General features: G+C 58.3%; 17 protein-coding genes and 1 tRNA gene. 7 read left to right on the top strand and 11 right to left on the bottom strand.

Annotation, left to right across the window (positions count from 1 at the left end; all coding sequences use genetic code 11):
• Positions 1 to 64: 64 nt before the first annotated feature.
• Entirely contained in the window at positions 65 to 250 is a 186-nt protein-coding gene (locus ACR0KX_RS12480) for a hypothetical protein (RefSeq protein WP_170453909.1), read from the bottom strand.
• Between the two features lie 112 nt (positions 251 to 362).
• Between ACR0KX_RS12480 and ACR0KX_RS12475 the strand changes: the two genes are divergently transcribed.
• Complete coding sequence (locus ACR0KX_RS12475; protein ID WP_170453910.1) at positions 363 to 887, top strand: CBS domain-containing protein; 525 nt, start codon at positions 363 to 365, stop codon at positions 885 to 887.
• Here the strand turns inward: ACR0KX_RS12475 and ACR0KX_RS12470 are convergent.
• Positions 884 to 1645 (bottom strand): metallophosphoesterase, encoded by a 762-nt coding sequence (locus tag ACR0KX_RS12470; RefSeq protein WP_170622237.1) that lies wholly within the window; start codon positions 1643 to 1645, stop codon positions 884 to 886. The two genes, ACR0KX_RS12475 and ACR0KX_RS12470, sit on opposite strands and share 4 nt — an antisense overlap.
• Positions 1646 to 1822: 177 nt before the next feature.
• Here ACR0KX_RS12470 and ACR0KX_RS12465 point away from each other — a divergent pair, with 177 nt between their 5' ends.
• The 4 genes from ACR0KX_RS12465 to ACR0KX_RS12450 all read left to right on the top strand — a co-directional run bounded on the left by ACR0KX_RS12465 (position 1823) and on the right by ACR0KX_RS12450 (position 4835).
• Complete coding sequence (locus ACR0KX_RS12465; RefSeq protein WP_170622238.1) at positions 1823 to 2836, top strand: GDP-mannose 4,6-dehydratase; 1014 nt, start codon at positions 1823 to 1825, stop codon at positions 2834 to 2836.
• A gap of 13 nt (positions 2837 to 2849) precedes the next feature.
• Positions 2850 to 4133: a Vi polysaccharide biosynthesis UDP-N-acetylglucosamine C-6 dehydrogenase TviB gene (tviB, locus tag ACR0KX_RS12460; RefSeq protein ID WP_170622239.1), complete on the top strand. Its 1284-nt coding sequence runs from the start codon at positions 2850 to 2852 to the stop codon at positions 4131 to 4133.
• A gap of 94 nt (positions 4134 to 4227) precedes the next feature.
• A complete protein-coding gene (locus ACR0KX_RS12455) occupies positions 4228 to 4452 on the top strand; it encodes an AbrB/MazE/SpoVT family DNA-binding domain-containing protein (protein ID WP_170622240.1) in 225 nt (74 codons plus the stop codon).
• Complete coding sequence (locus ACR0KX_RS12450; protein ID WP_170622241.1) at positions 4449 to 4835, top strand: type II toxin-antitoxin system death-on-curing family toxin; 387 nt, start codon at positions 4449 to 4451, stop codon at positions 4833 to 4835. The genes ACR0KX_RS12455 and ACR0KX_RS12450 overlap by 4 nt, the downstream gene beginning before the upstream one ends.
• 87 nt (positions 4836 to 4922) lie before the next feature.
• On the opposite strand, the gene nqrF is transcribed toward ACR0KX_RS12450, so the two are convergent.
• The 6 genes from nqrF to ACR0KX_RS12420 are packed head-to-tail and all read right to left on the bottom strand — an operon-like array spanning position 4923 to position 10783.
• The gene (gene nqrF, locus ACR0KX_RS12445) at positions 4923 to 6146 is read right to left on the bottom strand and encodes an NADH:ubiquinone reductase (Na(+)-transporting) subunit F (protein WP_170622242.1); all 1224 of its coding nucleotides are present in this window, start codon (positions 6144 to 6146) and stop codon (positions 4923 to 4925) included.
• A gap of 10 nt (positions 6147 to 6156) precedes the next feature.
• Positions 6157 to 6765, bottom strand: a complete 609-nt coding sequence (gene nqrE, locus ACR0KX_RS12440; protein ID WP_170453916.1) for an NADH:ubiquinone reductase (Na(+)-transporting) subunit E — start codon at positions 6763 to 6765, stop codon at positions 6157 to 6159.
• The gene (locus tag ACR0KX_RS12435) at positions 6765 to 7418 is read right to left on the bottom strand and encodes an NADH:ubiquinone reductase (Na(+)-transporting) subunit D (protein ID WP_117873115.1); all 654 of its coding nucleotides are present in this window, start codon (positions 7416 to 7418) and stop codon (positions 6765 to 6767) included. Before ACR0KX_RS12435 ends, nqrE begins: the two co-directional genes overlap by 1 nt.
• Positions 7418 to 8233: a Na(+)-translocating NADH-quinone reductase subunit C gene (locus ACR0KX_RS12430; RefSeq protein WP_170622243.1), complete on the bottom strand. Its 816-nt coding sequence runs from the start codon at positions 8231 to 8233 to the stop codon at positions 7418 to 7420. The genes ACR0KX_RS12435 and ACR0KX_RS12430 overlap by 1 nt, the downstream gene beginning before the upstream one ends.
• Positions 8226 to 9434 (bottom strand): NADH:ubiquinone reductase (Na(+)-transporting) subunit B, encoded by a 1209-nt coding sequence (locus ACR0KX_RS12425; protein WP_170622244.1) that lies wholly within the window; start codon positions 9432 to 9434, stop codon positions 8226 to 8228. The genes ACR0KX_RS12430 and ACR0KX_RS12425 overlap by 8 nt, the downstream gene beginning before the upstream one ends.
• A 5-nt stretch (positions 9435 to 9439) precedes the next feature.
• Positions 9440 to 10783, bottom strand: coding sequence for a Na(+)-translocating NADH-quinone reductase subunit A (locus ACR0KX_RS12420; RefSeq protein ID WP_170622245.1), 1344 nt, complete (start codon positions 10781 to 10783; stop codon positions 9440 to 9442).
• A 298-nt stretch (positions 10784 to 11081) separates the two neighbouring features.
• Here ACR0KX_RS12420 and ACR0KX_RS12415 point away from each other — a divergent pair, with 298 nt between their 5' ends.
• Both ACR0KX_RS12415 and ACR0KX_RS12410 read left to right on the top strand, forming a co-directional pair.
• Positions 11082 to 12197 (top strand): THUMP domain-containing protein, encoded by a 1116-nt coding sequence (locus ACR0KX_RS12415; RefSeq protein WP_170622246.1) that lies wholly within the window; start codon positions 11082 to 11084, stop codon positions 12195 to 12197.
• A 113-nt stretch (positions 12198 to 12310) separates the two neighbouring features.
• A tRNA-Pro gene (locus ACR0KX_RS12410) sits at positions 12311 to 12387 on the top strand.
• A gap of 249 nt (positions 12388 to 12636) precedes the next feature.
• On the opposite strand, the gene glf is transcribed toward ACR0KX_RS12410, so the two are convergent.
• The 3 genes from glf to ACR0KX_RS12395 form a co-directional block, all read right to left on the bottom strand.
• Positions 12637 to 13806: a UDP-galactopyranose mutase gene (gene glf, locus ACR0KX_RS12405; protein WP_480708471.1), complete on the bottom strand. Its 1170-nt coding sequence runs from the start codon at positions 13804 to 13806 to the stop codon at positions 12637 to 12639.
• Between the two features lie 122 nt (positions 13807 to 13928).
• Positions 13929 to 14810 carry a hypothetical protein gene (locus ACR0KX_RS12400; RefSeq protein ID WP_480708470.1) on the bottom strand — a complete coding sequence of 294 codons (882 nt, stop codon included), beginning with the start codon at positions 14808 to 14810 and terminating at the stop codon, positions 13929 to 13931.
• Positions 14807 to 15607, bottom strand: a complete 801-nt coding sequence (locus ACR0KX_RS12395) for a glycosyltransferase family 25 protein (protein WP_480584881.1) — start codon at positions 15605 to 15607, stop codon at positions 14807 to 14809. Before ACR0KX_RS12395 ends, ACR0KX_RS12400 begins: the two co-directional genes overlap by 4 nt.
• Positions 15608 to 15711: the final 104 nt, after the last annotated feature.

Here is a 15711-nt window from a genome sequence, read left to right as displayed (position 1 = left end):
TCGGTCTCCGGGGAAAATCAGTGCCCGGCATATGCCAGCGCCCCCTGTCAGAGTCAAACCGGCTTCACAGCTTCAGCGGCAAAAAGCCCAGCACCAACAGGCCGATCCCCGCCGGAAGCCCGAACAGCCACGCGCGTTTCTGCCAACCCTCGGGCTGTTGTTTCCACGCCATGCGGAAATTATGGCCACAGACGACCACCGCAAAGAAGATCAGCGCCGCGATGGGGGGTGTCAGGTACAGATCGCTCACAAGGTCAGACTCCGGGATTTCGCCGATCAGGGCATTTGCACCCTATACAGGCCATTTAGCTGCGCTAAGGTAAAAGGGAAAGACACTGCAAGAACCAAGAAGGAGATTGCCCATGGCCCCAACCTCTTACCAGGCACCGATGCGCGGCGATAAAGACAAAAAGACGACGCACAGCCAAACGACGGGGTCCAATCTGGCGCAGTCACAGACGACCGTGGCCAAACTGCTTGAGGGCAAGGGCGACTCGGTGTTTTCAGTGCGCCCGAACGAGACGATCCATTCCGTGGTCAACACCCTGAAAGAAAAGCGGATCGGGGCTGTTCTGGTAACCGATCAGAACGGCGCGCTGCAGGGGATTCTGTCGGAACGCGACATCGTGCGCCGGATGGCGGACACGCCCGGCCAGACCCTGCCGCAATCGGTCGAGGATCTGATGACGCGCGAGGTCAAGACCTGCTCGCCCGATGATCCGTTGAACGAAGTTCTGAAAACGATGACCGAGGGCCGGTTCCGCCACATGCCGGTCCTGCGCGATGGCAACCTGTGCGGCGTGATCACAATCGGCGACGTGGTGCATTTCCGCCTTAAAGAACTGGAATACGAAGCGCTGCGCATGAAGCAGATGATTGTCGGTTAGGTCGAGGTAAACCGCACCCCGCCCCTGAATATCTCAGCCGCCGTCAGGCGGCTGGTGGAATAGGCCCCGGTATCGATTGAGACAACCCCGTTCTGCGCCCGCGCGTGGGCGACAATCGTGTGCCCGTGCACAACCCATTGCCCGTCCTGTCTGGCCTGAACCCGGAACATCGGATGCCCCCACAGGCAAATCTGGCGCAATTGCGCGTCCAGCGCCTTGCGCGGGTCCAAAGCGGCGTGGACAACCGTGACATTCCCACTGGTCCAGCTGAGCGGGCGGTTTGACAGCCAGCTCAGCAACTCATTTCCCATGGCTTGCCGCAGCTCTTCGGCTACGGCAACGGCCTGTTCGCCTTCTGTCACCTCGGCACCGCCTGACACTCCGAACGAGTTCAGCGTCTCAACGCCGCCGTTTTGCTGCCAAAGGTGACCCACACGCTTTGGGTCTTCGACAAAACGCAACAGCATCTCTTCGTGATTGCCCAGCAAACAGATGATCCGCCCGCCCGAGGATTCGCTGAGGTGGTGCAGGTGATGCAGAACCTGTGCGCTGCTGTCGCCGCGATCCACGTAGTCGCCGACAAACACCCATGGACACGTATCATCCAGACGAGGCAGTAGATCCTGTAACAGGTCCAGCCGCCCGTGAATGTCCCCGATTGCGATGAACCGCTCCTCGGGCGCGATTTCCGGCGCGTCAACCTCTGCGGTCTGCGCGTCACCCTGCCCGAACAACCCTTTGATCCAGTTCCTAACCATCACAGTCTTTCACTACCCGGCCTGATGCGTTCCGACAATCGGCAATTCCGGGCCATGGCACGATGTTGACCAATCCGGTTGCAGATTTGCTATGACGGATAAAAGGGAGATTCTACTTGACCTTGCAGCAAGGAGAGTATCCCTGATGCCTAGGGTTTTATTGTGTTCGAGGGTTTTATGAAGCGAGTTTTGATTACCGGTACAGCGGGTTTCATCGGGTTCCATCTGGCCAAGCTGCTGCTGTCAGAAGGGTTCCGCGTTCATGGTTATGACGGGATGACCGACTATTACGACGTCACCCTGAAACAGCGCCGCCATCAGATGCTGATGCAGACGCCGGGCTTCACCGCGACCGAGGCCATGCTGGAAGACCACGACCAACTGATGAAAATCGCCGATGAGTTTCAGCCCGAAGTCATTGTGCACCTCGCCGCCCAGGCCGGTGTCCGCTACAGCCTGGAAGAACCGCGCAGCTACATAAACTCCAATGTTGTCGGCACCTTCAACGTGATGGAGGTCGCGCGTGTGCATAAGGTCGATCACCTGCTGATGGCCTCGACCTCGTCGGTCTACGGCGCGAATGAGGATATGCCCTTTACCGAGGTCGAAAAGGCCGACACGCAGCTGACCATCTACTCGGCCACCAAAAAGGCGAATGAGGCGATGGGCCATTCCTACGCGCATCTGTGGGACCTGCCGACCACCATGTTCCGCTTTTTCACCGTCTATGGCACCTGGGGACGGCCCGATCTGGCGCTGTATAAATTTGTGGATGCGATTCTGGATGATCGTCCAATCGACATCTACAACCACGGTGACATGTATCGCGACTTCACAAATGTGAACGATCTTGTCCGTGGCATCCGATTGTTGATCGATGTGCCTCCGGTCCGACCCGCCAGCGCGGATGAGATCGATGACGGCGACAGCCTGTCCCCGGTCGCCCCCTATCGGGTCGTCAATATCGGCAATGGCGACAAGGTGCGCCTGATGGACTTCGTGGAAGCCATCGAAGAGGCGGTGGGCAAAGAGGCAATCCGCAATTATATGCCGATGCAGATGGGCGATGTTCCCGCCACATGGGCCAATACAGACCTGCTGCAACGCCTGACCGGTTTCCGCCCGCAAACCGATTTCAAGGATGGAATCGCCCGCTTTGTCGAGTGGTTCCGAGAGTATCACGGCAAATAAGGGGCAAAGCTTGATGCTGGACACAAACCCGGATGCCCGCAAGATCGCTGTTATTGGACTGGGCTATGTCGGCCTGCCGCTGGCCGTGGCCTTTGGCAAGATCGGCCCCGTTATCGGCTTTGACATCAACCAGCCGCGCATCGACGCCTTGCGCGGTGGCAATGATGCCACGCAAGAGGTCGAGCCCGAAGATCTTGCCGCCGCCTCAGGGCTGAGCTTTACCACCAATGTGTCGGATCTGGCGGCCTGTGACACCTATATCGTCACCGTTCCCACCCCGATCACGCCGGGCAAACGGCCGGACCTGTCGCCTTTGCTGGCGGCGTCCGAAACGGTGGGCGGGGTTCTGAAACCCGGCGATCTGGTGATCTACGAATCCACCGTCTATCCCGGCGCGACCGAGGAAGACTGTGTGCCGGTGCTGGAACGCGCCTCGGGCCTGCGGTTCAACGCCGATTTCTATGCAGGCTACAGCCCTGAACGGATCAATCCCGGCGACAAAACCCATCGGATTGCGGATATCTGCAAAGTCACCTCGGGCTCGACCCCCGACGTGGCCGATCTGGTCGATGCGCTTTACGCGCGGATCATCACCGCCGGAACCCACAAGGCCGAGAGCATCCGCGTCGCCGAGGCCGCAAAGGTCATCGAGAACACGCAACGAGACCTGAACATTGCCTTGGTGAACGAATTGGCGATGATCTTCGGCCGGATGGAAATCGATACCGAGGCCGTTCTGCGTGCCGCAGGCACCAAGTGGAACTTTCTACCCTTCCGCCCCGGTCTGGTCGGTGGGCATTGTATCGGCATCGACCCCTATTACCTGACCCACAAGGCCGAGGCGGTGGGGCACCACCCTCAGATCATCCTCGCCGGGCGGCGCCTGAATGACGGGATGGGCGGTTATGTGGTCTCGCAACTGATCAAGCGGATGACGCGCGACGGTATCAATGTCGGCGCGGCGCGGGTTCTGGTGCTGGGGCTGACCTTCAAGGAAAACTGCCCGGATCTGCGCAACACACGCGTGGTTGATATTATCGAGGAACTGCAAAGCTATGGCGTCAGCGTCGATGTGCACGACCCGCATGCCGACCCGGCAGCGGCGCAGGCGGAATATGGTCTGTCCCTGATCGAAACGCCACAGGACGGGGCCTATGATGGCGTCATTCTGGCCGTCGCGCATGAGGAATACAAAACGCTCGATCCGGACCAATTCCGCGCGTATGGCAAATCGCAAAGCATCATTTATGACATCAAATCCTGCCTGCCGCGTGAGGCCAGCGATCTGAGGCTTTAGGCCTAGATCCGACAAGCCCTGGGGGCCTCAAGCCCCCAAGCTTGCGAAATGGGGCTGCTTTCAGTATATACATCCATATATACCGGAGGTCCAAATGATCGAAACCAAGATCCGCAAGGTCGGAAACTCGGCCGTTATGACATTGTCGACCGAAATGCTGACCATCCTCGATGCCAAGGAGGGGGACACCCTTTTTGTGCTGCGTGGGGATGATGGCACGTTGAAAGTCATGGCGCATGACCCTTCGGTGGCCGAGGCGCTGGCCGCGGCTGAGGTCGTCATGGATGAAAACCGCGACCTTCTGCAGGCCTTGGCTTGAAGCCGCGGATCTGGGTTCCGCTGGCCGCAGTCATCGCCATTCACGACCGACAAATCTCACGCCATGGCGGCGCGCCCGGTATGCGCGACCGGGCGCTGTTGGAGATGGGCTGCGCACGCGCCATGAATCTCGCGGCCTATGAGAACGCCGATCTGGCGGCAATCGCAGCGGCCTATGCGTTCGGCATCGCCAAGGCACATGCGTTCATCGACGGCAACAAACGCACGGCTTTCGTCACCGCCGTGACCTTTCTGAGGCTCAATGGATATGCCTTCCTGCCCGACCCGGTCAAAGGTGTCCAGATGATGGAGGACCTTGCAGCGGGACAGGTTGACGAGGCGGAATTTGCGGCCTGGCTGAAGGCTGGCTGGACGCAGATCTAAGCCATCTCGGTAGTTGCTCAAGGCCACAAAAAAGCAAAGCCCCGCTGCCAGTGAGCGGGGCTTTTCAAGCTTAATCCTGCGTTAGTCTTACCCGCCGAAATCGTCGAGCATGATGTCTTCGCGATCCACGCCAAGATCCAGCAGCATGTTGATGACCGACTGGTTCATGATTGGCGGGCCACACATATAGAACTCGCAATCCTCGGGCGCGGGATGGTTCTTGAGGTATTCGTCGTACAGAACGTTATGGATAAAGCCGGTGTAGCCTTTCCAATCGTCCTCGGGCTGAGCATCCGAAAGCGCCACGTGCCATTCGAAATTGTCGAACTCCTCGGCCAACTGATCGAAATCCTCGACAAAGAACATCTCTTTCTTCGAACGCGCACCGTACCAGAAGGTGATCTTGCGGTTGCGGTTTTCCAGTCGCTTGAGCTGGTCGAAGATGTGGCTGCGCATGGGTGCCATACCGGCGCCACCTCCGATGAAGACCATCTCTTTTTCTGTCTCGCGGGCAAAGAACTCACCAAACGGACCCGAGATCGTCACCTTATCACCCGGTTTCAGGTTGAAGATATACGACGACATTTGACCGGCGGGGATCCCTTCGGAGCCCGGAGGTGGTGAGGCAACCCGAACGTTCAACATGATCATGCCCTTCTCATCCGGATAGTTGGCCATGGAATAGGCACGTTCGATTGGCTCGTTCACGACGGACTCGTATTGCCACAGATTGAACTTGTCCCAATCCTCGCGATACTCTTCCTCAACGTCGAAATCGGTGTATTTCAACTGGTGCGCGGGGGCCTCGATCTGGATATAGCCACCGGCGCGGAAGTTTACGTCTTCACCTTCTGGCAGGTCCAGCGTCAGGGCCTTGATGAAGGTCGCCACGTTCTCGTTCGAGCGAACGGTACATTCCCACTTCTTGACGCCAAAGACCTCTTCCGGGACTTCGATTTCCATGTCCTGCTTGACCGCAACCTGACAGGACAGGCGGTCGCCGCAGGATGCCTCACGCTTGGTGATGTGGCTTTCCTCGGTCGGCAGGATCGACCCGCCACCCGAATGCACCTTCACCCGGCATTGCGCACAAGTACCGCCGCCGCCGCAAGCGGAAGGAACGAACAGTTTCTCGGCCGCCAGCGTTTGCAGCAGCTTGCCACCCGCCGGAACGGATACGGTTTTCTCACCGTTGATCGTGATGTTGACGTTACCGGTCGACACCAGGCGCGAGCGGGCGGCCATGATGATGGCAACCAGTCCCAGAACGATCAGAGTGAATAGGATGACGCCTAAGCTAAAGGTTTCCATTGCGCCCTCCTTACAGTTTCACGCCCGAGAAGGACATAAAGGCCATAGCCATCAGTCCCGCAGTGATGAAGGTGATGCCAAGACCCTGCAAGCCGTCCGGAATGTCCGAATATTTCAGCTTTTCGCGCACACCCGCCATCGCGGTGATCGCCAGCGCCCAGCCAAAGCCCGAAGACAGACCATAGGTCGCCGCCTCGGCAAAGTTATAGTCCCGCTCGACCATGAACAGCGAGCCACCAAGGATGGCGCAGTTCACTGTGATCAGCGGCAGGAAGATCCCCAGCGCGTTGTAAAGCGGCGGGAAATACTTATCCAGGATCATCTCGAGGATCTGAACCATCGCCGCGATGACACCGATATACGAGATCAGGCCAAGAAAGGTCAGGTCCACATCCGGGAACCCGGCCCAGGCCAGCGCGCCCGGTTTCAGCAGGTAGTTCAGCAGCAGGTTGTTGGCAGGCACGGTGATCGCCTGAACCAGCATCACCGAAATCCCCAGACCCAGCGCTGTCGAGATCTTCTTCGAAACGGCGATGAAGGTACACATCCCCAGAAAGAAGCTGAGCGCAAGGTTTTCGACAAAGATGGCCTTTACGGCCAGTGAGATCAGACCTTCCATCAGTGGGCCTCTACCTGCTGAATTTTGTATTCACGCTCTTCCACCTGGTTCGGCTTCCATGTGCGGAAGGCCCAGATGATCAGACCGATAATGAAGAACGCCGACGGCGGCAGCAGCAACATGCCGTTGGGCACGTACCAGCCGCCGTTGTTGACGGTCTCCAGAATGGTGATGCCAAACAGCGAACCCGCCCCAAACAGCTCGCGAATGAAGCCGACCAGCAGCAGGATCAGACCATAGCCCATGCCGTTGCCCATCCCGTCGATGAAGGACGCGACCGGCGGGTTTTTCATCGCAAACGCCTCGGCGCGGCCCATCACGATACAGTTGGTGATGATCAGACCAACGAAAACCGACAGGGTTTTCGAAATCTCAAACGCGTAAGCCTTGAGGATCTGGTCCACCAGGATCACCAGCGAGGCGATGATCACCATCTGCACGATGATCCGGATCGAGCCCGGAATCTGGTTGCGCAGGCACGAGATGAAGAAGGACGAGAACGAGGTCACGAAGATCACCGCCAGTGCCATCACCATCGACACTTGCAGCGACGAGGTCACCGCCAGCGCGGAACAGATGCCCAGCACCTGCAAGGTAATCGGGTTGTTGTCGACAAGCGGGTCGACCAGCATCTCTTTCTTGGTCTGAGACATCAGAACTCTCCTGCTTGCAGCTTGGCCAGGAACGGAGCATAGCCCGCGTCGCCCATCCAGAATTTCACCAGGTTATCGACACCGACCGAGGTCAGGGTCGCCCCTGCCAGCGCATCGATATAGAAATCAGGTCCGGCGGCAGGCTGGGATTTCGACACGGTGATCTGCAGATCGCCATTGTCATCGCGCAGCTTTTTACCGTTCCAAAGCGCTTTCCAGCGGGGGTTGTCCACCTCGGCCCCAAGGCCGGGGGTTTCACCATGCTGATAGAATTGCAGGCCGTAGATATCGTTGCCGTTATTTTCCAGCGCGATAAAGCCATAGAGCGTGGACCACAGGCCATAGCCATGCAGCGGCAGGATTACCTTGTCCAGTTCACCCGCATCGTCCCGCAGCAGATAGATCACGCGATACTTCGACTTGCGGCCAATACCAGCCGGGTCATCGTCCAGCGCAACGCTCAGCTCAGGATCGCTGGCGGCGGCAATGTCGTCGAAGGTGGCCGGATCGAACTGGTCATCGACGAAATCGCCGGTGGACAGTTCCACAACATGCGGCTCGAACGCGGCGAAAGCTTCGGTCACGTCGGTGCCCGGCTCATAAACGCCTGCCACCTGCAGCACGTTGATCTGTTTGTCCTTCAGGCGGTTGACCTCTTGCACCGGACGCAGGCTGACCGCCGCGGCCGAGACAACCATCGAGGCGACAAGACAGACGGCGACCGCGATGAAGATCGTCTTGCCGACCGAATCCGGCGAGGCCGCCAGAAACTTGGCAATCGCGCCCTTGGGTTCTGGGGATTGCGTATCAGACATGGCGACGCGCCCTCCGTTTGATGTTGGCTTGGACGACGAAATAGTCGATCAGCGGTGCAAAGACGTTGCCGAACAGAATGGCGAGCATCATGCCTTCGGGGAAAGCCGGGTTGATGACACGGATCATCACAACCATGACACCGATCAGCGCGCCGTAGATATAGCGGCCCATGTTGGTGTGGCTGGCCGAGACCGGCTCGGTCACCATGAAGGCCAGACCAAAAGCGTAGCCGCCGATGACGATGTGCCAGTACCATGGCATCGCAAACATAGGGTTGGTGTCGGACCCGATCAGGTTCAGCAGCAGGGTAAAGCCAATGGTGCCCGCCAGACAGCCGATGATCAGGCGATAGTTGGCAATCCGCGTGGCCAACAGGAAGGCCAGACCGATCATACAGGCCAGCGTCGAGGTTTCGCCAAAGCTTCCCTGAATCGAACCAAAGAACGCATTCCACCAGGTGATGCCATCCGCGGCCAGCGCCTGAAAGCCCTGCGAGGCAGAAACGGACAATGCAGTCGCGCCCGAGAACCCGTCAACCGGCGTCCAGACCGTGTCACCGGACATGCTGGCCGGATAAGCGAAATACAGGAACGCCCGGCCCACTAGAGCAGGGTTGAGGAAGTTCTTGCCGGTGCCGCCAAAGACCTCTTTCCCGATCACAACGCCGAAGATGATCCCCAGCGCCACCTGCCACAAGGGCGCAGTAGCTGGCATGATCAGCGTGTAAAGCATTGAGGTGACGAGGAAACCTTCGTTTACTTCGTGCCCGCGCACGGTGGCAAAGATGACCTCGAAGATACCGCCTGCAACCAGCGTCACGATGTAGATCGGCAGGAAATACATCAGCCCGTGCATCACATTGGCAAAGACGCTGGAGGGGTCCAGCGAAATCCCAAACATCTGCAACAGCGCAATCCGCCATCCGGTCGCCGAGTCAGGCCCCAGCGCAGCAATGGCCGAGTTCGCCTGATAACCGGTGTTATACATCCCCCACAGGATACAGGGGATTGTCGCGAACACGACATAGGTCATGATCCGCTTCATATCGATATACGACCGCGCATGCGGCGCGACGGTGGTTACGGTTTTCGGAGTGTAGATAAAGCTTTCCACCATCTCGTAGATGGGGAAGTACTTCTCGTACTTGCCGCCCTTGGTAAAGTTCGGCTCGATCCGATCAAAGAAGCTGCGCAAACCCATTTGGCTCAGCCCTCCTTTTCAATCTTGGTCAGGCAGTCGCGCAGCGCCAGCCCGTATTCATATTTCGCCGGACAGGCAAAGCCGACAAGGCCCAGATCCTCTTCGTCCAGCTCCAAAGCACCCAGCGCTTGCGCGGTATCGGTGTCCATCACCAGCAGCGCGCGCAGCAGCTGTGTCGGCAGGTAGTCCTGCGGCATCAACTGCTCGAACGTGCCGGTCGGAACCATCGCGCGGCGTCCGCCATTCAGGTTCGAGGTCAGCGGAAACAGCTTCTTGGCAAGGGCAGACCCCAGAACCGGCTGCACCGCGAATTTCGACGGCATCGGAAGGATCCAGCCCAGCGTATGCTGGTCGTGATCTTCGCGAATGATCGAGATCTGGCGGGCAAAGCGCCCCAGATAAGCGGTCGGTCCATCGGCCTGCGTTCCCGACAGGATCGAACCCGAGATGATCCGGGGCGTGCCATCGACATTGACCTCGTCCCGGGTCAGATCGTCGGTCGACGCGCCCATGACGGTACGGATCAGGCGCGGCTGACGCGCGCCGGGACCGCTGATCGCGATGACGATATTCGGGTCCAGATGACCGGTCTGCACCAAACGACCGATGGCAATCACGTCCTGATAGCCGATGGTCCAGACCTGTTTGTCGCCTGCCAGAGGTTCAAGGAAGTGGATATGCGTACCAGCCAGACCTGCCGGGTGCGGGCCCGCGAAGGCGGCGGCTTCAACACCGGGCGCATCCGCACCGGGAACGCTGTCGCCGTCCTTGTGGCACAGATATGTCTTGCCCTCGGTCAGTTTTGCAATGGTCCCAAGACCCGCAGCAAACGCATCCCCCGCATCCGCAATGATCACAGCGGCATCTGCGGCCAGAGGTTCGGAATCCATCGCCGTCACGAAGATTGCAGCGGGTTTAGTACCGGGTTCGGGCATTTTCGAATAGGGCCGTGTGCGGAACGCGGTCCACAGACCGGCGGCACACAGCTTTTCGGTCACGCCTTCGGCACTGTCGGCATTGCCAACCCCCGAGAAATCGACGCCTGCATCATTGGGGTCCGATACCTCAATCACCACGCTTTGCAGCACGCGGCGCGCACCGCGATTGATGGCCACGACCTTGCCGGTCAGCGGGGCCACCATCATCGCATCGGGCGCATCCTTGTGACAAAACAAGGGCGTGCCGCGTTGAACAGCATCCCCTTCCTGCACCAGCATGCGTGGTTTGAGCCCCAGATAATCTGCGCCCAACGCCGCTACGGTTTTGAATTCCGGCCCCGGATGGATTTTCTGTTCAGGCGCACCCTGAACCGGCAATTCCATCCCCTTCTTCAGTTTGAAAGTTTGCATGTCGCTACTGTCTTCCAAGCCTCTTTAACTGCGCCGACCATCTCTGCCATCGGGTCATGGCCCGAGATAGCGCGAATTGTCTCATCCAAGGGAGGGCAAAAGCGCCATTTCCCTGCCAAAATCCGCTGGCGTTCTTTCGATCACGGACCCTTTACGCGCGCCTGTCGCGAAACGCAAACCTGTTACCGCCGAAAATGCGGAAACCCTATCACTTTCTGTGTGAACAGGCACAATGGCAGCAATCTAGCATAAAAAAAACCGTGTCGCGCCCGGTTTCTATCCGGTGTAAGCAACGGAAATGACAACATCTGACCAGTTCGAGATCTTTTTGGCGGCGACCCCGGGCCTCGAGGCGCCGCTCTGCGACGAAGCCGTTCAGAACGGATTCGCAAACGCCCATCGCGTGGCCGGCGGCGTCAGTTGCCGGGGCGACTGGTCCGAGGTCTGGCGCGCCAATCTGTGCCTGCGCGGGGCAAACAAGGTTCTGGTCCGGATCGGCAGTTTCCCCGCTGTTCATCTGGCACAACTGGACAAACGCGCCCGCAAATTTCCATGGGCCACATTCCTGCGCCCCGGCATCCCCGTGAAGGTCGAGGCCACCAGCCGCAAATCGCGCATCTATCATGCCGGAGCTGCGCGCCAACGCGTGGAACGCGCCATCTCGGAAACGCTGGGCGCGCCGATTTCATCCGAGGCAGACCTGCGCGTCATGCTGCGCATCGACAAAGACGTCTGCACCCTGTCGCTGGATACCTCGGGCGAGCCTTTGCACAAACGCGGCCACAAACCCGCCATCGCCAAAGCGCCAATGCGCGAGACCATGGCTGCCATGTTCCTGCGCAATTGCGGCTTTGACGGGACCGAGCCGGTGCTGGACCCCATGTGCGGCTCGGGCACTTTCGTGATCGAAGCCGCCGAGATCGCCCTTAGCCTGCCCCCCGGCCGCTCGCGCCGGTTTGCGTTCGAAGACCTCGCCTGCTTTGACGCACAAGCGTTTGACGCGCTGCGCGTAACCGGGCCTGAGGTACAGACGTCCATCAGGTTCTACGGCTCGGACCGGAATGCAGGCGCCATCGAAGCCGCCACCGCAAACGCAGATCAGGCCGGTGTTTCGGACGTGGCCCATTTCACCCAACGCGCGGTCAGCGACATAAAACCACCCGAAGGCCCCGCCGGGCTGGTCATCGTCAACCCGCCTTACGGAGCCCGCATCGGCGATGAAAAACGCCTCAGATCGCTTTACGGCAGCCTCGGCAAGACCCTGCTGGCGCGCTTTTCCGGCTGGCGCGTCGGGATCGTGACCAGCAATCCTTCTCTCGCCCGATCCACCCGCTTGCCTGATTTGTCCGCCGGGCCAGTGGTCGATCACGGCGGCACGAAAATCAAACTCTACCAATCCGGCCCGCTGCCCTAAAGGCCCGCATAGCTGCGCTTGACCCGCGCGCCTGCCTATTCCAGTTGCCCGCGAGATATAGAAATATCCCTCTTGCACATCCCAAACACCGGGTATAGACCCGCCGCCACGGTCGGAGTGTAGCTCAGCCTGGTAGAGCACTGTCTTCGGGAGGCAGGGGTCGGAGGTTCGAATCCTCTCACTCCGACCAAAATCAAAGTTGTCCCCTAATTACGCAATCATTCTGCTTGCAGAGCTGCCGTTGCGTGTTTCAGTGGTGCTTGAGTCCTATGCTCCTTGTCCACCAGCCCCCTTCGCAAGTGGTCCGCCGTGACCTGGCACACATAAAAGAGTTCGATGCCGACTGCTTTGACGCAGTAGCAAGAGCGCAGTGCAAGATGTTTCGACAGCTTTGCGGACGCAGCCGAAGCCTTATTTTTGTGCTTTTTAAAACGGGCGTTTAGAGCGGCGCAACAAAGAACGCAGGGGCTTTCTCGCCTTTGCTAAGACTCGCCTCAAATGCGCGGGCGGTGTCGAGGGCTTCGCGGATTGTCACGTCCATATCGAGGTAGCGATAGGTTCCCAACCGGCCTACGAACGTCACTCCGTCCGTTGAACGAGCAAGATCAACGTAGGATCCGAGCAACTCCTTTTCCTTCACCTGACGGATTGGATAGTAAGGCGTGTCACCGGGTTCTGCCAATCGAGAGAACTCGCGATAGCAGACCGAGCTTTCGTGCTGTTCCCATGGGGCAAAATGCTTGTGCTCGGTGATACGGGTATAGGGCACGTCCTCGTCACCATAATTCATGACCGCACAGCCTTGGTAATCCCCATCATAGTCAAACCGTTCGAAATCAAGCGTGCGATAGCCAAGGCGCCCCAACTGGTAGTCGAAATACCCGTCAAGCGGCCCCGAATAGAACACATGATCGTAGTCTGCGCCCATATCCTTGGTGAACTGGGTGTTCAGATGCACGGTGATCCCGGGATGATCCAGAATGGCCCCGATCATCGCGCTGTAACCGTTTTCCGGCATCCCCTGAAAGCGATGAAAGAAATAATTGTCGTCGTAATTAAACCGGACCGGCAATCTTTTCAGGATGGATGCCGGTAATTCCGACGGATGAAGGCCCCATTGCTTTTTCGTGTAACCCTTGAAAAACGCTTCGTACAAATCCTTGCCGACAAAGCGCAGCGCCTGTTCCTCGAATGTCTGGGGGTCGTCGATACTGGTGTCTGCCTGCTCTTGCGTGATGAAAGCTTCAGCCTCATCCGGGCGCAGGGTTTTGCCGAAGAACTGGTTGATCGTGTGTAAGTTGATCGGCAGCGAGAATACGCCGCGTTCGCCGTCCGCGTCGCGCGACGTGGTTTTGACACGGTTCTTGTAAGGCAGGAAGGTCTCGAACCGGTTTACGTAATCCCACACCTCGGCGTCGTCTGTGTGAAAGATATGGGGCCCGTAGACATGCAGCAGCACACCGGTTTTTTCATCGCGGGCCGTGTGGCAGTTTCCGCCAATGTGATCCCGCGAGTCGACGACGGTGACGTCATGGCCCGCCTCTGCCAGGTACCGACCGATTACAGCGCCGGACAAGCCCGCGCCCACCATCAAATATTTTCCAGACATTCCCGGCCTTCTCGGTTTCTGTTGGCGGTATGTGTCGATATTTGATTGCAGAATATCTTGCAACCAGAGTCTTGTTGGGCCCCTTGTATCAATGCACTCTGCCTGCGCATTGCTGTTCCCGCTCAGGTCTTTTTGGAAATTGTCGTCATATCCAACGGTTTGCTCAGCTGTCGCCGCGCGATCTTGAATATCCCGGCGCGGGCCTCGCTGGTGCTGCGAAAACGCGGCAGAACCGACATCCAGCCCCGGCACATGCGCCAGCCTACCTGTACCCGGCCAGAGACTGGCTGACCGCCCTGCAAAATCCCGGCAAAGACAATCGGGACCGTGCGGCGAGACAGATCGAACATCTCTTTCAAGACCGCCTCTTCCTCTTCCGAGCTCATGTTGCCCGTCTCAGCCATCACCGCCTTCAGGTTCTTGCCGATGGGTCGGGTATGATGCATCGCAATCCCGTCCAGAATGGCAGTGCGATATGCTCCGGCCTCGTCCCAGCGGCACCAGATATAGTCCAGCCCATACCCGCTCATCGTGCCGCGAAACAAAGGCAGGGCCTTCCTGAGAACATCCCGGTGCAGGCAGGGGGCCATGATCTCGATGTAGTTGGTGTATCGCAGCACAAATCCGGGGCATTGGCTGAACACAAAATGCGAGAAATAGCTTTCGGGGCTGAGCGAGGGCTGCGCGATCCTCAGACCATGCGTGTTCATCGCATCAAACAGCGCGTTCACATCCTGCGCGCTGATGTCCAGATCGTCATCGGGCAGCCAGTAGAAGTCATACGCATCCAAATCCCGATCTGACAGGGTCGCGAACAGCCCGTCCCATTTCCCGCCCTTGATCAGAACCGCCTCGACCCCAGGCTCTGGCTGGAACGCCGCAAAAGCCTCGTCCGAGAAATAACTGATCAGAAGGTCATAGTTCCGGTCTTCATAGGGAATCTCCGTCCAACGGGTATGGAGGGATTTGCCGCCCGCACGGACGACGACAAGGTTCTTTTTCATATACGGTTCCGAAGCGTGTTATCCGTGCGCAGCAAGGGGCCCAGCCCTTCAATCATCTCTGGCTTCAGGGGATGGCTGAGCCGCCCGTAGGTGTACTTGATCTGGTACAACAGGTTCCGCACGAACCGGCCGATGGACGACTCGCTTTTCTTGCTGGTGCGGCAGGCTTCAATGTTGCTGTCAAACACCCCACGCTCGGCCACCATCTGCTCTGCCAGGGTCAGGATTGGGACTTTGTGTTCCCAATAAAACTTGAGATCGATGTCCACAGGCCGCGCAAACGGCGCGTGTACCCGAAGCAATTGTGCCGCAGCACGGCGACCCAGAATATAACCCGTGGTTCTGGGCGGCAGACAATCCGACAAGACAAGGTTCTGATCAGCAAAGGGTTTCAGTATCTGATTATTTCGGCCTGAAACGCCATCCAGTTTGATCATGACATCTTCAAAGCATTCGGAACATTTCGACAATGCTCTCAGAAAGGCCGTCGGGTCCTGCACAAAAGTCGCATCGTCCTCCAGCACCAGAACAACGTGATCCTCGGACTCGGCTACAGCTTGCCAGATTTGCCGATGTCCAAGCGCACAGGCCACTTCGTTTGCGCTGAGGGGACGTTTGAACTTGCTACGGTTCATGTCCGCGTCATAGTAACGACCCAGGTCGGTTTCGTTCAGCTGATCACCGGCAAGGGCGTCCGAAAATTCATACTGCAAACCCAGGCGCGCAAGTTCGTCTTCGCAGGAGCGTCGCCGGTCTACGTCTTTTGGCAGACTAAGAATTACGGCTTTGATCGACACTTGCTTTCACCTAATCAAATTTGCCGGGGTTCTAAGGGCCATACATGACATTCACAAGCGTTAAAACGGCACCTGCATGCGCCGTTGGGTGCGCTGAGCCCAAT

Source organism: Ruegeria sp. BG5 (assembly GCF_056538425.1).
Note: the sequence above shows the minus strand (reverse complement) of the source record. Positions and strands in the feature narration are given on the sequence as shown.

Bases quoted from the DNA above. Each gene is read 5' to 3' on its own strand.
- ACR0KX_RS12475 (WP_170453910.1), top strand. From the start codon at position 363: ATGGCCCCAACCTCTTACCAGGCACCGATGCGCGGCGATAAAGACAAA.
- ACR0KX_RS12470 (WP_170622237.1), bottom strand. From the start codon at position 1,645: ATGGTTAGGAACTGGATCAAAGGGTTGTTCGGGCAGGGTGACGCGCAG.
- ACR0KX_RS12465 (WP_170622238.1), top strand. From the start codon at position 1,823: ATGAAGCGAGTTTTGATTACCGGTACAGCGGGTTTCATCGGGTTCCAT.
- tviB (WP_170622239.1), top strand. From the start codon at position 2,850: ATGCTGGACACAAACCCGGATGCCCGCAAGATCGCTGTTATTGGACTG.
- ACR0KX_RS12455 (WP_170622240.1), top strand. From the start codon at position 4,228: ATGATCGAAACCAAGATCCGCAAGGTCGGAAACTCGGCCGTTATGACA.
- nqrF (WP_170622242.1), bottom strand. From the start codon at position 6,146: ATGGAAACCTTTAGCTTAGGCGTCATCCTATTCACTCTGATCGTTCTG.
- nqrE (WP_170453916.1), bottom strand. From the start codon at position 6,765: ATGGAAGGTCTGATCTCACTGGCCGTAAAGGCCATCTTTGTCGAAAAC.
- ACR0KX_RS12435 (WP_117873115.1), bottom strand. From the start codon at position 7,418: ATGTCTCAGACCAAGAAAGAGATGCTGGTCGACCCGCTTGTCGACAAC.
- ACR0KX_RS12430 (WP_170622243.1), bottom strand. From the start codon at position 8,233: ATGTCTGATACGCAATCCCCAGAACCCAAGGGCGCGATTGCCAAGTTT.
- ACR0KX_RS12425 (WP_170622244.1), bottom strand. From the start codon at position 9,434: ATGGGTTTGCGCAGCTTCTTTGATCGGATCGAGCCGAACTTTACCAAG.
- ACR0KX_RS12420 (WP_170622245.1), bottom strand. From the start codon at position 10,783: ATGCAAACTTTCAAACTGAAGAAGGGGATGGAATTGCCGGTTCAGGGT.
- ACR0KX_RS12415 (WP_170622246.1), top strand. From the start codon at position 11,082: ATGACAACATCTGACCAGTTCGAGATCTTTTTGGCGGCGACCCCGGGC.
- glf (WP_480708471.1), bottom strand. From the start codon at position 13,806: ATGTCTGGAAAATATTTGATGGTGGGCGCGGGCTTGTCCGGCGCTGTA.
- ACR0KX_RS12400 (WP_480708470.1), bottom strand. From the start codon at position 14,810: ATGAAAAAGAACCTTGTCGTCGTCCGTGCGGGCGGCAAATCCCTCCAT.